Source organism: Shewanella sp. 1311 (assembly GCF_059338235.1).
Window position 1 is genome coordinate 5,195,013 of sequence record NZ_CM181686.1, and the last position, 14,169, is coordinate 5,209,181.

At 46.0% G+C, this 14,169-nt stretch carries 14 protein-coding genes; 11 read left to right on the forward strand and 3 right to left on the reverse strand.

Going from position 1 to position 14,169, the window contains the following annotated elements; translation table 11 throughout:
• Nucleotides 1-181 precede the first annotated feature (181 nt).
• Entirely contained in the window at nucleotides 182-415 is a 234-nt protein-coding gene (locus AC5YB3_RS22760; RefSeq protein ID WP_311987750.1) for a hypothetical protein, read from the reverse strand.
• 291 nt (nucleotides 416-706) lie between these two features.
• On the opposite strand from AC5YB3_RS22760, the gene thrS reads away from it, so the two are divergent.
• The 4 genes from thrS to rplT all read left to right on the forward strand — a co-directional run bounded on the left by thrS (nucleotide 707) and on the right by rplT (nucleotide 3,833).
• Nucleotides 707-2,635 (forward strand): threonine--tRNA ligase, encoded by a 1,929-nt coding sequence (gene thrS / locus AC5YB3_RS22765; protein WP_011846833.1) that lies wholly within the window; start codon nucleotides 707-709, stop codon nucleotides 2,633-2,635.
• A 3-nt stretch (nucleotides 2,636-2,638) separates the two neighbouring features.
• Nucleotides 2,639-3,181, forward strand: coding sequence for a translation initiation factor IF-3 (infC, locus tag AC5YB3_RS22770; RefSeq protein WP_012089240.1), 543 nt, complete (start codon nucleotides 2,639-2,641; stop codon nucleotides 3,179-3,181).
• An 84-nt stretch (nucleotides 3,182-3,265) separates the two neighbouring features.
• Nucleotides 3,266-3,460, forward strand: a complete 195-nt coding sequence (gene rpmI / locus AC5YB3_RS22775; RefSeq protein ID WP_006081653.1) for a 50S ribosomal protein L35 — start codon at nucleotides 3,266-3,268, stop codon at nucleotides 3,458-3,460.
• A gap of 16 nt (nucleotides 3,461-3,476) precedes the next feature.
• Nucleotides 3,477-3,833: a 50S ribosomal protein L20 gene (gene rplT / locus AC5YB3_RS22780; RefSeq protein WP_006081652.1), complete on the forward strand. Its 357-nt coding sequence runs from the start codon at nucleotides 3,477-3,479 to the stop codon at nucleotides 3,831-3,833.
• 264 nt (nucleotides 3,834-4,097) lie between these two features.
• Here rplT and trxB read toward each other — a convergent pair whose 3' ends face one another.
• Together trxB and ald are read right to left on the reverse strand one after the other, a co-directional pair.
• Entirely contained in the window at nucleotides 4,098-5,051 is a 954-nt protein-coding gene (trxB, locus tag AC5YB3_RS22785; protein ID WP_011846834.1) for a thioredoxin-disulfide reductase, read from the reverse strand.
• Nucleotides 5,052-5,391: 340 nt separating this feature from the next.
• The gene (gene ald / locus AC5YB3_RS22790) at nucleotides 5,392-6,507 is read right to left on the reverse strand and encodes an alanine dehydrogenase (RefSeq protein WP_494526253.1); all 1,116 of its coding nucleotides are present in this window, start codon (nucleotides 6,505-6,507) and stop codon (nucleotides 5,392-5,394) included.
• Nucleotides 6,508-6,686: 179 nt separating this feature from the next.
• Here ald and lrp point away from each other — a divergent pair, with 179 nt between their 5' ends.
• The 7 genes from lrp to AC5YB3_RS22825 all read left to right on the forward strand — a co-directional run bounded on the left by lrp (nucleotide 6,687) and on the right by AC5YB3_RS22825 (nucleotide 14,128).
• Entirely contained in the window at nucleotides 6,687-7,193 is a 507-nt protein-coding gene (lrp, locus tag AC5YB3_RS22795) for a leucine-responsive transcriptional regulator Lrp (protein ID WP_006081649.1), read from the forward strand.
• A gap of 344 nt (nucleotides 7,194-7,537) precedes the next feature.
• A complete protein-coding gene (locus AC5YB3_RS22800; RefSeq protein ID WP_494526254.1) occupies nucleotides 7,538-10,291 on the forward strand; it encodes a DNA translocase FtsK in 2,754 nt (917 codons plus the stop codon).
• Between the two features lie 56 nt (nucleotides 10,292-10,347).
• On the forward strand, nucleotides 10,348-10,974 hold the full coding sequence (lolA, locus tag AC5YB3_RS22805; protein ID WP_259504819.1) for an outer membrane lipoprotein periplasmic chaperone LolA: 627 nt from the start codon (nucleotides 10,348-10,350) through the stop codon (nucleotides 10,972-10,974).
• A gap of 8 nt (nucleotides 10,975-10,982) precedes the next feature.
• On the forward strand, nucleotides 10,983-12,314 hold the full coding sequence (locus tag AC5YB3_RS22810; protein ID WP_107947538.1) for a replication-associated recombination protein A: 1,332 nt from the start codon (nucleotides 10,983-10,985) through the stop codon (nucleotides 12,312-12,314).
• Complete coding sequence (crcB, locus tag AC5YB3_RS22815) at nucleotides 12,307-12,681, forward strand: fluoride efflux transporter CrcB (RefSeq protein WP_006081645.1); 375 nt, start codon at nucleotides 12,307-12,309, stop codon at nucleotides 12,679-12,681. The genes AC5YB3_RS22810 and crcB overlap by 8 nt, the downstream gene beginning before the upstream one ends.
• 18 nt (nucleotides 12,682-12,699) lie before the next feature.
• The gene (gene serS / locus AC5YB3_RS22820; protein WP_259571159.1) at nucleotides 12,700-13,986 is read left to right on the forward strand and encodes a serine--tRNA ligase; all 1,287 of its coding nucleotides are present in this window, start codon (nucleotides 12,700-12,702) and stop codon (nucleotides 13,984-13,986) included.
• Between the two features lie 19 nt (nucleotides 13,987-14,005).
• The gene (locus tag AC5YB3_RS22825) at nucleotides 14,006-14,128 is read left to right on the forward strand and encodes a hypothetical protein (protein WP_006081643.1); all 123 of its coding nucleotides are present in this window, start codon (nucleotides 14,006-14,008) and stop codon (nucleotides 14,126-14,128) included.
• Nucleotides 14,129-14,169 lie beyond the last annotated feature (41 nt).

The window sequence follows — 14,169 nt, forward strand, 5'->3', positions numbered from 1 at the left end:
GGCTTTGCAAACCTGAGTGCTGTTTATGTTCGTCCTATTCGACTACTTCTATTTAAGTGCTTCCTATTTGAGTATACAGCAGAGTGCAGTGCGCTGACTTAGACGAAGTCGGTCTCAAAAGGCAGCATGATAGACCTTCTGGTTAAATGCTTTGCTTAGTGGATAAATAACCCTTTTAGATTTAGTCCTTAACCGTGACTAACCCTTCCATTTCGCTACTGTGTAACACGCCATCGCGGGCATTTTGGGTAATATCCAGCGTTAAACGCTGCATCTGTAGCTCAAGCTCACTTTTAATATCAACGAGTAATACTTGAGTATCGATCTTAGGTTCGTTTGTACTTATATGCTGCGGCTCAGGTAAAGCGGCGGCTGTGTTCGTGAGTGCCACAGCCAGTAGAATGCAGTTCAACATATCAACTCCCTTGTCATGTTTTCAGTGATGGCTAATAAACTGGCGCCAGAATAGGGGAGTTAGATGACCGCTAAGTTACCAAGACACTGCAAAATCATGAATTTGCTTTTTGCTTTCAATCCCAATTCTGGCCAATATGCTTGCGCCTTTTAGCTACAATCCCTTAGAATAAACGCCCTGCTACGCAAGGCGGCTAAGACTCCTGTACTGTCTTAACCTAGCGAGCATTTCTCTTACATTAACTAAAACCAAGTGGCCCTACGTGTGGGTCACCACTGGAAAGGACATTTCATGCCTGTAATTACACTTCCCGATGGTAGCAAACGCGAGTTTGCTCATGCTGTATCGACCCTCGATGTTGCCGCCGATATTGGCCCAGGTTTAGCGAAAGCTTGTATCGCTGGCCGCGTTAATGGCGAATTAAAAGATGCTTGCGATCTCATTGAAACCGATGCAGAGCTATCAATCATTACCGCCAAAGACGAAGAAGGTGTTGAAATTCTTCGCCATTCTTGCGCACATTTATTAGGTCATGCGATTAAGCAAATGTGGCCAGAAACCAAGATGGCGATTGGTCCAGTTATCGATAACGGCTTCTACTATGATATCGACCTTGAGCACAAGTTGACTCAAGATGACATCGATGCCTTAGAAAAGCGCATGCTTCAACTGGCCAAAACTAACTATGACGTAGTAAAACGTGTGGTTAGCTGGCAAGAAGCGCGCGATACATTCGCTGCGCGCGGCGAAGATTATAAGATTGCCATTCTGGATGAGAACATCAGCAAAGACGCGACGCCTGCGCTGTATCATCACGAAGAATACACAGACATGTGTCGTGGACCGCACGTACCTAACATGCGTTTCTGCCAACATTTCAAATTAATGAGCATTGCTGGCGCTTACTGGCGTGGCAACTCAGAAAACAAGATGTTGCAACGTATCTATGGTACTGCTTGGGCTGACAAAAAAGCCTTGAGCACACACTTAACCCGTCTTGAAGAAGCGGCTAAGCGTGACCACCGTAAAATCGGTAAGCAGCTCGACTTGTATCACATGCAAGAAGAAGCACCGGGTATGGTGTTCTGGCACAACGACGGTTGGAGCATCTTCCTCGAATTAGAAAGATTCATTCGCCGTAAGTTAAACCAATACACTTACCAAGAAGTGAAAGGCCCATTAATGATGGACCGCGTGTTGTGGGAACGTTCTGGTCACTGGGATAAATACTCAGAAGCCATGTTCACGACCAGCAGTGAAAACCGCGAATATGCTATCAAGCCAATGAACTGCCCTGGCCACGTGCAGATCTTCAATCAAGGGTTGAAATCTTACCGTGACCTGCCATTACGTATGGCTGAGTTTGGTTGCTGTCACCGTAATGAACCTTCTGGTTCGTTACACGGATTAATGCGCGTACGTGGCTTTACCCAAGACGACGCCCATATTTTCTGTACTGACAGCCAAGTTCAAGAGGAAGTGAGTGCTTGTATCCAGATGGTTTACGATACATACGCCACCTTCGGCTTTGAAAATATCGTGGTGAAACTGTCGACTCGCCCAGAAAAACGTATCGGTGACGATGCGATGTGGGACAGAGCGGAAGAAGCGCTTAAGCAAGCTCTGCGTGACAATAATATTGAATTCACCATTTTGCCAGGTGAAGGCGCGTTCTACGGACCAAAAATCGAATTTACTTTACACGATTGTTTGGACCGTGCGTGGCAATGTGGTACTGTGCAGCTCGATTATGCGTTGCCAAGCCGTCTTGGTGCAACTTACGTTGCCGAAGATAATAGCCGTCAGACCCCAGTGATGATCCATCGTGCCATTTTAGGCTCTTTGGAACGATTCTTGGGTATCTTGATAGAAGAATATGCAGGACGTTTCCCAACTTGGTTAGCCCCAATGCAAGTTGTCGTGATGAATATCACTGATAAACAGGCTGATTATGTTGAAGAAGTCGTAAAATTCTTCAAAGAACAAGGTATTCGAGCGTCTTTTGACTTGAGGAATGAGAAAATAGGCTTTAAAATACGCGAACACACCTTAAGGCGTGTCCCTTATTTGTTGGTCGTTGGCGATCAAGAAATGGAAAATAAGGAAGTAGCGGTGCGTACCCGTGATGGTATCGATTTAGGTAAGATGCGACTTGAAGATTTCGCCACTAAAATCCATCAACAGATTTCGCTCCGTAGTCTCAAATTGTTGGAGGAATAGGTCATAAAGATCAAAAAAACAGCAGGGCGTCAGCCAGCCCCTAATAGAATCAATGAAGAAATCACAGGTGTACCTGAAGTACGCTTAACTGGCATTGATGGTGAAGCTATTGGTGTGGTAAGCATCAGAGATGCTCAGAATTTGGCAGATGAAGCAGGTGTAGACCTGGTAGAAATCAGTCCAAATGCTGAACCTCCAGTATGTCGCATTATGGACTACGGTAAGTTCCTTTTTGATAAGGCTAAGTCAGCCAAGGAACAAAAGAAGAAGCAAAAGCAGGTTCAGGTTAAGGAAATTAAATTCCGTCCTGGAACTGACGAAAACGACTATCAGGTAAAACTACGCAACCTGATACGTTTTCTGGAAGACGGGGACAAAGCGAAGATTACGCTACGTTTCCGAGGTCGCGAAATGGCACACCAAAACCTGGGTATGGATCTATTGAACCGTATCAAGGCTGATTTGGACGAGTATGCGGTTGTTGAATCTTTCCCGAAAATGGAAGGTCGACAAGCAATTATGGTGCTAGCGCCTAAAAAGAAATAAGTAGGGCAAAACTTAAAGTAGCAAAGGTCTATGGCCTTTGCTCGCCTTGCTTTTTATTAAACATCCCAATGCGGAGTTTTAGAAATGCCTAAAATGAAAACAGACAAGGGTGTAGCGAAGCGTTTTAAGAAAACCGCTAATGGTTTCAAGCGCAAGCAAGCACACTTACGTCACATTTTGACGAAAAAAAGCACTAAACGTAAACGTCACTTACGTGCCAAATGTTTAGTATCAAAAGCTGACGTTCCAGCAATCGCGCGTCAATTACCTTACGCTTAATTTAGGAGTTTAGAAAATGCCAAGAGTTAAGCGTGGTGTAACCGCTCGTGCTCGTCACAAGAAAGTTTTAAAACTAGCTAAAGGTTATTATGGCGCTCGTAGCCGTACTTACCGTGTTGCTGTTCAAGCAGTAACTAAAGCTGGTCAATATGCTTACCGTGACCGTCGTCAGAAAAAACGTCAATTCCGTCAACTTTGGATTGCACGTATTAATGCTGCCGCTCGTCAAAATGGTCTGTCTTACAGCCGTTTCATCAACGGTCTGAAAAAGGCGTCTATCGAAATCGATCGTAAGATTTTGGCTGACATCGCTGTATTCGACAAAGTTGTATTTGCAACTTTAGTTGAAAAAGCAAAAGAAGCGTTAAACTAAGAAATTAGTTTGTTGCTGTAGAGAAGGGACCATTTGGTCCCTTTTTTTGTGCGCCATTTTTGACTTAACCCATTGATGTTATTTACTTAAACACTTATAAGCGCTCATTTGACTGGTACAAGATTAAGCATCGTGAAGGAAAAACACCTGCACGCGTGAACAGTACTGATTGGCAAGCTCACAAAATTTTTTGTAATCGCTTAAGGATTTTGGGCTAAAAAAATAGCAGGCTAAGCCTGCTATTCGTTGAAAAATCGAGTCTAGTTACTTTTTAGCGTCTAAATAACGCTCAGCATCGAGTGCGGCCATACAGCCTGTGCCCGCAGAAGTAATCGCTTGACGATAATGTTGGTCCATCACATCACCACAAGCATAAACACCTTCGATACTGGTTTGCGTGGCGTTCCCTTGCAACCCGCTCTGTACTTTTAAATAACCGTGGTTCATTTCCAACTGGCCTTCAAAAATACCGGTATTAGGACTGTGACCAATGGCGACGAACACACCAGCAACGGCTAAGTCAGTAATAGAGCCATCTTTAGTGCTCTTCATCTTCAGGCCGTTCACCCCCATAGCATCACCAACCACTTCATCCATGGTTTGATCTAAATGAAGGATGATGTTGCCATTGGCGACTTTGTCCATCAGACGGTCGATTAAGATTTTTTCTGAGCGGAAGGTGTCACGACGGTGGATCAGATGCACTTCAGCGGCAATATTGCTTAAGTACAATGCTTCTTCAACGGCAGTGTTACCGCCACCGATCACAGCGACCTTTTGATTGCGATAGAAGAAACCATCACAGGTCGCACAGGCTGATACACCGCGGCCCTTGAATGCTTCTTCTGACTCTAATCCTAAGTAACGGGCAGAAGCGCCAGTTGCGATGATCAGCGCATCACAGGTGTACTCGCCGTTATCGCCTTTCAAACGGAAAGGGCGCTCGGTTAGAGTCACTTCGTTGATGTGATCGAACAAGATTTCAGTATCGAACTTTTCAGCATGCTTCTGCATACGTTCCATCAGTGCTGGACCGGTTAAGTCATCCGCGTCACCTGGCCAGTTTTCAACTTCAGTCGTAGTGGTTAATTGACCACCTTGCTGCATACCTGTGATCATCACAGGTTTTAAATTAGCACGCGCAGCATAAACGGCTGCGGTATATCCTGCTGGGCCTGAACCCAAAATCAATAAGTTACAATGTCTGACCTGGCTCATTTTTATCTCCGTGCCTTTAGCAAATTGCAAGGATTGTAGGGAATTTACCTGTAGGGGTAAAGTGTTGGAGGGTGATTCTTTTAGATTGCGCTAATCGAGTCAGTGCGCTTTGGTATTCAGAGTGTCAGTTTTACTTTACTGTGGCGAAATAAACAGCTTGAGAGGGCATCACTAGCGAAAGCACGGGACAAGTTTGCATACGGGAGATTATCGATTCGCATGTTTGAGCTTTGGTTCTGGCCAATAAAAAATCGGCCTCAACAGAGTCGAGGCCGATTTGGATCATTAGCTAGGTAAAACAAACGCAATGTTCCACCGAAAGCTTAAGCTAATTCAACGCTTATGCCAGTAATGAAACTGGAGAGGTGAACGCTAAGTTCAGGGCGAGAGCCACTTCTTTACAGACTACTTTACCGTGCATCACGTTTAAGCCATTGAGTAAGTGCTTGTCTTGCAACAGCGCTTCTTTATAGCCTAAGTTAGCTAACTTAAGAATATACGGTAGCGTTGCATTGTTAAGGGCGAAAGTGGAAGTGCGAGCAACCGCACCAGGCATGTTCGCCACACAGTAATGCACAACATCATCAACGATATAAGTCGGATCTTGGTGAGTGGTTGCGTGTGAAGTTTCAACACAACCACCTTGATCGATTGCTACGTCAACGATGGCACTGCCCGGCTTCATACGTGAAATCATGCTACGGGTAACCAATTTAGGTGCCGCAGCACCTGGGATCAGTACGCCACCGATCACAAGATCGGCTTCAATAACATGACGTTCAATTGCATCAGCAGTAGAGTAAATGGCTTTTACGGCAGAGCCGAATTGCACATTTAAGCGACGCAGTGCATCAATGCTACGGTCAAGTACAACCACATCAGCACCCATGCCAACGGCCATTTGTGCAGCGTTAGTACCGACCATACCGCCGCCAATGATCACGACTTTAGCTGGTTCAACCCCTGGAACGCCGCCCAGTAACATACCGCGACCACCAGAAGATTTCTCTAATGCCATAGCGCCAGCTTGGATGGACATACGGCCAGCAACTTCTGACATTGGGGCAAGTAGGGGCAGGCCACCACGGTCGTCAGTCACAGTTTCGTAAGCGATACATACGGCACCACTTTTAATTAAATCTTCAGTTTGCGGTAAATCTGGCGCAAGATGCAGATAAGTAAATAAAATCTGATCGTGACGCAACATAGCGCGTTCAACTGCTTGAGGCTCTTTTACTTTTACAATCATCTGCGCTTTAGCGAAAACTTCAGCAGCAGTCGCTAAAATTGTGGCGCCAGCATCAATATAATCTTGATCTGAAAAACCAATACCTGTGCCAGCATTTGTTTCTACAAAAACTTCGTGACCTTTGATCGCTAACTCGCGAACGCTAGAAGGAACCATACCGACACGATATTCGTGGTTTTTAATTTCCTTGGGAACACCAATAATCATCTTTGAGCCTCAATTGCCTGAAAACCCACTTTTAATGGGCATAATTGTTATTTTATCGTGACCTGAACGTGATTAATTCAGGGATATCTAGTATAGTATCGGCGACGCAGTTTATGCTGCTGAACTTTCGGCATACGTAGAATAAAATGTTGTTTTAGTGATAAAGCAAGGTTAAATAAATGGCATATAATAAAAAGAGTCCTGTAAAAGACTTGGATCGCATCGATCGCAACATTCTTAACGAATTACAACTTGATGGCCGCATTTCTAATGTGGAATTATCAAAAAGAGTCGGACTTAGTCCAACTCCGTGTTTAGAAAGAGTGAAACGACTCGAAAAGCAAGGTTATATCAATGGCTATACTGCATTGGTCAATCCTCATTTCCTGGGTGCATCCCTACTGGTATTCGTGGAAATCACCTTAAGCCGTGATACTCCCGAAGTGTTTGATAAGTTTAACCGTGCAGTGCAGTTACTCGACGACATTCAAGAGTGTCATCTGGTTTCAGGCGATTTTGACTACTTACTGAAAACTCGTGTTTCAGATATGTCGGCTTATCGTCGCTTGTTAGGTGAAACCTTGTTGAAATTACCTTCTGTTTCCGACACGCGGACTTATGTCGTGATGGAAGAGGTTAAACACACCAGTCGCGTAGCGATAAATCATCTACTCTCAGATATCTAAATTACCCTGATTGTTTGGTTTTACAATAAGGGGCTTAGGCCCCTTATTTATTGGTCAAGTAAGTACAACTTTCCCGTTTAACACCTACGACGACTAACCTTGTTAGAGCCCTTAAGTTCGCCAACTTAGGGGCTTATTTTTGTGGCATTTTTAAGCAGAGTTGTTAACGGAAGTGTTTGTGTAATAACTCATTCCTCTCCAAAAGCACACTTAAACACCCCAATAGGTTAATTTTTGCCAATCATGGCCAATTCTGCACAGAAAAACAGGCTAATGTGCTCCACATTTAGTGGGATTCTGGTATCGTTAGGCCACCTGTTTTCACTTTTTATGGATTACGTCGTTTGTCTCAAGGAAATAGTGTACGCACGCTCACTGGCCTGCAACGTCTGCTGGAAGGCGGACTCATCATTTGTTGTGTCCTCGCCACTTATATTTTGCTCGCATTGACGAGTTTTAGTCCGTCTGATCCTGGTTGGAGTCAGTCGCATTTTCAAGGCGATATTAAAAACTGGACCGGAGCAGTAGGGGCTTGGATAGCCGATATTCTGTTATATTTCTTCGGCGTCACGGCTTACATCATGCCAATCATTGTTGCGTCGACCGGCTGGCTGCTGTTCAAACGCGCCCATCATTTGCTCGAAGTTGATTACTTTTCAGTGGCCCTGAGATTGATTGGATTTTTACTGATCATCCTTGGGTTTTCTGCGCTGGCGAGTATGAACGCTAACAATATCTACGAGTTTTCGGCAGGCGGGGTGGCGGGCGATGTGATCGGCCAAGCCATGCTGCCGTATTTCAACAAACTCGGCACCACCTTATTGCTGCTGTGCTTCTTAGGTTCTGGCTTTACCCTGTTGACGGGGATCAGCTGGCTGACCGTGGTCGAGAAAATCGGCTTAATCTCTATTTGGATTTATAAGAAACTTAAATTATTACCGCAAGCGATGAAACGTGAGCGTGAAACCGAAGATACCCGTGGTTTTATGTCTGTGGTCGACAAGTTTAAACAGCGCCGCGAATCACAATACGTGCTTGAGAAGCCGCCAGTCGTTGCCACGCCAAAGGTGCGTGAACGTCATATTGGCCGCAGAGCCGAAATAACCCCAACCCTGTCTACTGCAGCAGATGATGGGTTTATTACCGAAAGCATTAATACTGAAGAAGTTGCGCCGCAAAAAACCAAGCTATCGGCCCTTGCAAAAATTTTGAGTTTGAATGGCAGTAAAAGCAAAAATGCACAAAGGGTTGAACCTCAAATCGATCAAGAGGATTTTGCCGCCCATGGCAATTTTGAAGCGCCACCTTGGTTAGCTGAACCTCAACATGCAAGAAATGATGAGCAAGAAAGAGCCGATTTCAATTCTCATTCATTAGATCACGACGACAATGAGCCAGTGTTTAACAGCCAAACCTTGGCGGAAGATGACGATGAAAGCTTAGGCTTTACCGATGATGACGTCATTAATTTTGATACAAAAGCCTCAACGGGCGCCGTGAATCAAGCCCAGCGTAAGAAGCAAGATCAAAAAGCGAAGATTGTGGATGGCATTGTGGTGTTACCGGGACAAGAAGATAAACCCGCGCCAAAAAAACCAATGGACCCGTTACCCAGTATCAATTTGCTTGATGTGCCAGATCGTAAGAAAAACCCGATCAGCCCAGAAGAGTTAGATCAAGTCGCTCGTCTAGTTGAAGTGAAGTTAGCCGATTTCAACATCATCGCCAATGTGGTGGGGGTGTATCCAGGTCCTGTGATCACGCGCTTCGAATTAGAATTAGCGCCTGGCGTTAAAGCGTCAAAAATCTCTAATCTGTCGAAGGATTTAGCCCGTTCACTGCTGGCTGAAAGTGTGCGCGTGGTTGAAGTTATCCCGGGCAAGGCTTATGTCGGACTCGAATTGCCGAACAAATTCCGCGAAACCGTGTTTATGCGCGATGTGTTAGATTGCGCCGCCTTTACCGACAGTAAATCCAACTTAACTATGGTGTTAGGTCAAGATATTGCCGGCGACCCAGTCGTGGTTGACCTTGGAAAAATGCCGCATTTATTAGTTGCCGGTACCACAGGTTCTGGTAAGTCTGTGGGCGTAAACGTGATGATCACCAGCTTGCTGTACAAGTCTGGCCCAGAAGATGTGCGCTTTATCATGATCGACCCAAAAATGTTGGAATTGTCTGTCTATGAAGGCATCCCGCATTTGCTCTGTGAAGTCGTCACCGATATGAAAGAGGCCGCCAATGCACTGCGCTGGTGTGTGGGCGAGATGGAACGTCGCTACAAGCTAATGTCTATGATGGGCGTGCGTAATATCAAGGGCTATAACGCCAAAATTGCTGAGGCGAAAGCCAATGGCGAAGTGATTTTAGATCCTATGTGGAAGTCATCCGACAGCATGGAGCCTGAAGCGCCTGCGTTAGATAAGCTGCCATCGATTGTTGTCGTGGTCGATGAATTTGCCGACATGATGATGATTGTCGGTAAAAAAGTGGAAGAGTTGATTGCCCGTATCGCGCAAAAGGCCCGCGCTGCAGGCATACATTTGATTCTGGCAACCCAAAGACCGTCAGTGGATGTGATTACTGGCTTGATTAAAGCTAACATTCCGACACGTATGGCGTTCCAAGTGTCATCGCGTATCGATTCGCGCACCATTTTAGATCAACAGGGTGCTGAAACCTTACTCGGTATGGGGGATATGTTGTTCTTGCCACCGGGTACTGCGGTTCCAAACCGTGTCCATGGCGCCTTTGTTGACGATCATGAAGTTCACCGCGTTGTTGCCGATTGGTGCGCCCGTGGTAAACCGCAATATATCGATGAAATTCTCAATGGTGCCAGCGATGGTGAGCAAGTCTTGCTACCGGGTGAAACCGCAGAAACCGATGAAGAATACGATCCACTCTACGATGAAGCCGTCGCCTTTGTGACCGAAACCCGTCGCGGCTCGATTTCAAGCGTACAGCGTAAATTTAAGATTGGTTATAACCGTGCAGCGCGCATTATTGAACAGATGGAAGCCCATGGTATCGTTTCGGCTCAAGGCCACAACGGTAACCGTGAAGTCTTAGCGCCGCCGCCACCAAAACATTATTAAGCCGCGCTAAGGCGTGGCTTTGATACACCCAAGGGTTTGACAGGGTAAGGAATAAAATGAAAAAACGATTATGCGCTGTGTTGTTAGCTTCACCTTTACTATTTAGCGCGACTGTGTTTGCCGATGATGCGCAGCAGTTAAGAGACAAGTTAATTGGTACTGCTTCACTAAAAGCCGATTTCAAACAAACCGTCACTGACGTCAATAAAAAGGTCATTCAGACAGGTTCTGGTATCTTTGCATTGGCCTATCCAAATCAGTTTTATTGGCATTTAACTCAGCCCGATGAATCGCAAATTGTCGCCGATGGTAAAGATTTATGGATCTACAATCCCTTCGCCGAAGAAGTGGTCATCATGGATTTTGCCGAGGCAATCAATGCTTCGCCTATTGCTTTGTTAGTCCACCGCGACGATGCCACTTGGTCACAGTATTCCGTGACCAAGCAACAAGACTGCTATGAGATCAAACCTAAAGCGATTGATTCGGGCATATTGTCTGTCAAGGTGTGTTTCAAAAATGCCCAGTTAGCCAATTTTAATGTTGCCGATGACAAAGGTAATTTGAGCCAATTTGATTTGAGCAATCAGCAAGCGATTACCGATAAAGACAAAGCGCTGTTCAGCTTTGTGCTGCCTGACAATGTCGATGTTGATGATCAACGTCGTAAAACAGCGCACTAGGCGATAGCGTGAGCAGTTTATCCTTTAATTTCGCCCCCGACTTTCGTCCCTTGGCCGCACGTATGCGGCCAAGAACGATCGCCGAGTACATAGGTCAAGCCCATTTACTGGGTGAAGGCCAGCCGCTACGCAAAGCATTGGAAGCGGGACGCGCCCATTCCATGATGTTGTGGGGGCCGCCGGGCACAGGTAAAACGACCTTAGCCGAATTAATCGCACATTATTCAAATGCGCACGTTGAACGCATCTCTGCGGTCACCTCTGGCGTCAAAGATATTCGCGCGGCGATTGAGCAAGCGAAAGCCGTGGCTGAATCCCGTGGTCAACGCACGTTATTGTTTGTCGATGAAGTCCACCGATTCAATAAGAGCCAGCAGGATGCCTTTCTGCCATTTATTGAAGATGGCACTGTGATTTTTATCGGTGCGACCACTGAAAACCCGTCATTTGAAATCAACAATGCCTTGCTCTCGCGGGCACGGGTTTATCTTATCAAGCGCTTAAGCCATGATGAGATAGCCCACATAGTGACTCAAGCCTTAAGCGATACCGAGCGTGGCTTAGGCCAACGCCAATTTGTGATGCCAACCGATGTGCTCACCACATTGGCACAACTTTGTGATGGTGATGCCCGTAAAGCCTTAAATCTTATTGAGTTGATGAGTGATATGCTCATCGACGGTGGCACCTTTACCACTGATATGTTGATCCAAGTGGCGGGGCACCAAGTTGCCGGATTCGATAAAAATGGCGATCAGTTTTACGATTTAATCTCAGCCGTCCATAAATCAATTCGCGGTTCAGCACCCGATGCGGCGCTGTATTGGTTTTGTCGAATATTAGAAGGCGGCGGCGATCCGCTGTATGTCGCAAGGCGCTTACTGGCGATTGCCTCTGAAGATGTCGGCAATGCCGATCCTGCGGCGATGACCATCGCGCTTAATGCTTGGGATTGTTTTCACCGTGTTGGACCAGCCGAAGGTGAACGAGCAATAGCACAAGCCATTGTTTATCTTGCCAGCGCGCCTAAGAGTAACGCTGTCTATACCGCATTTAAGGCCGCCCGTGAGTTAGCTCGCGATACTGGGCAAGTCGAAGTGCCGCACCATTTACGCAATGCACCGACTCAGTTAATGAAAGACATTGGCATGGGAGCAGGGTATCGATATGCCCATGATGAAGCCAATGCCTATGCCAGTGGTGAAAATTATTTCCCCGAATCCCTGCAAACAGCGCAGTTTTATTTTCCGACTGAGCGAGGGTTCGAGAAGCGAATCAAAGATAAGTTGGCGCAATTAGCCCAGTTAGATCAAGCCAGCGAGCACAAAAGATATGAATAATCTCTTACTTGTGGCGCTAGGTGGTTCAATTGGGGCTGTTTTTCGCTATCTTATTTCAATATTCATGATCCAAGTATTTGGCAGCAGTTTTCCTTTTGGTACACTGTTGGTTAATGTCCTCGGTTCATTTTTAATGGGCGTAATTTACGCACTGGGGCAAATGAGTCATATCAGCCCAGAACTCAAAGCGCTGATCGGTATCGGCCTGTTGGGCGCTTTGACAACGTTTTCGACTTTCTCTAATGAAACCTTATTGCTGCTGCAAGAAGGGGATTGGCTGAAGGCGACTTTGAATGTGGTGTTGAATCTAAGTCTATGTTTATTCATGGTGTACTTAGGTCAGCAACTGGTTTTTTCTCGCATTTAACTATTAAGAATATATCACATGTTAGATCCTAAATTTTTGCGCAACGAATTAGAAGTTACCGCTGAGCGACTGGCCACCCGTGGCTTTATTTTAGACATAGCTCACCTCACTCAATTAGAAGAAAAGCGTAAGTCACTGCAAGTGGCTACCGAAGAATTACAAGCGTCGCGTAATGCCATCTCCAAATCTATTGGCCAAGCTAAAGCCCGTGGTGAAGATGTTGAAGCGATCATGGCGCAAGTGGGCGATTTAGGTTCACAGCTGGATGCCAGAAAGATTGAACTGGCGGCCGTGCTTGAAGAAGTCAATGCCATTGCCATGTCGATGCCCAACCTGCCAGACGAATCCGCGCCAATCGGTGCCGATGAAACGGAGAACGTTGAAGTTCGTCGCTGGGGCACGCCACGCACGTTTGATTTCCCAATTAAAGATCATATCGATTTAGGCGAAGGCCTAAACGGTTTAGATTTTAAAAATGCAGTGAAAATCACTGGCTCACGTTTTATCGTAATGAAAGGTCAAGTTGCCCGCTTAAACCGCGCCATTGGTCAATTCATGCTGGACTTGCACACCACAGAGCACGGTTATACCGAAGCCTATGTGCCGTTACTGGTTAACGAAGCAAGTTTGCTGGGCACAGGTCAACTGCCTAAGTTTGGTGAAGACTTGTTCCACACTAAACCTGCCACCGAAGAAGGCCAAGGCTTAAGCTTGATCCCAACGGCCGAAGTGCCATTAACCAACTTAGTGCGCGATAGCATTGTTGATGAAGACGAGCTGCCGATTAAGTTAACGGCGCATACCGCGTGTTTCCGCAGCGAAGCGGGCTCATACGGCAAAGACACTCGCGGTCTGATCCGTCAGCATCAGTTCGATAAAGTTGAAATGGTGCAAATCGTTAAGCCGGAAGATTCAATGGCGGCGCTCGAAGTGCTAACAGGTCATGCTGAAACTGTATTGCAACGTTTAGGTCTGCCGTACCGTACTGTGATATTATGTACTGGTGATATGGGCTTTGGCTCAAGCAAAACCTACGACATCGAAGTCTGGTTACCGGCACAAAACACTTATCGTGAAATTTCTTCTTGCTCAAACATGAAGGATTTCCAAGCCCGTCGTATGCAAGCGCGCTACCGCGTGAAAGCTGATAATAAGCCCGCGTTACTGCATACCTTAAACGGTTCCGGTTTAGCTGTGGGTCGTACCTTAGTGGCTATTTTAGAAAACTATCAAAATGCCGATGGCAGTATCACAATCCCAGAAGTGCTGCGTCCATACATGGGCGGCTTGACTCAAATAGGCTAATGGAACGCAAGATAATACTATGGATAAAGGCCAGCGCTATCTCCGTTGGCTTTCCTATACCGCTGTCATTGCTGTATTTTTTGCGGTGATGTTGGCGACCATAGGCAAAGCCGTCTGGGTTGTGTTAGAAAACGTCAAATAACCCTATTAACTTTGTTCAAGTAAAAAGAAAGGCATGTTTCC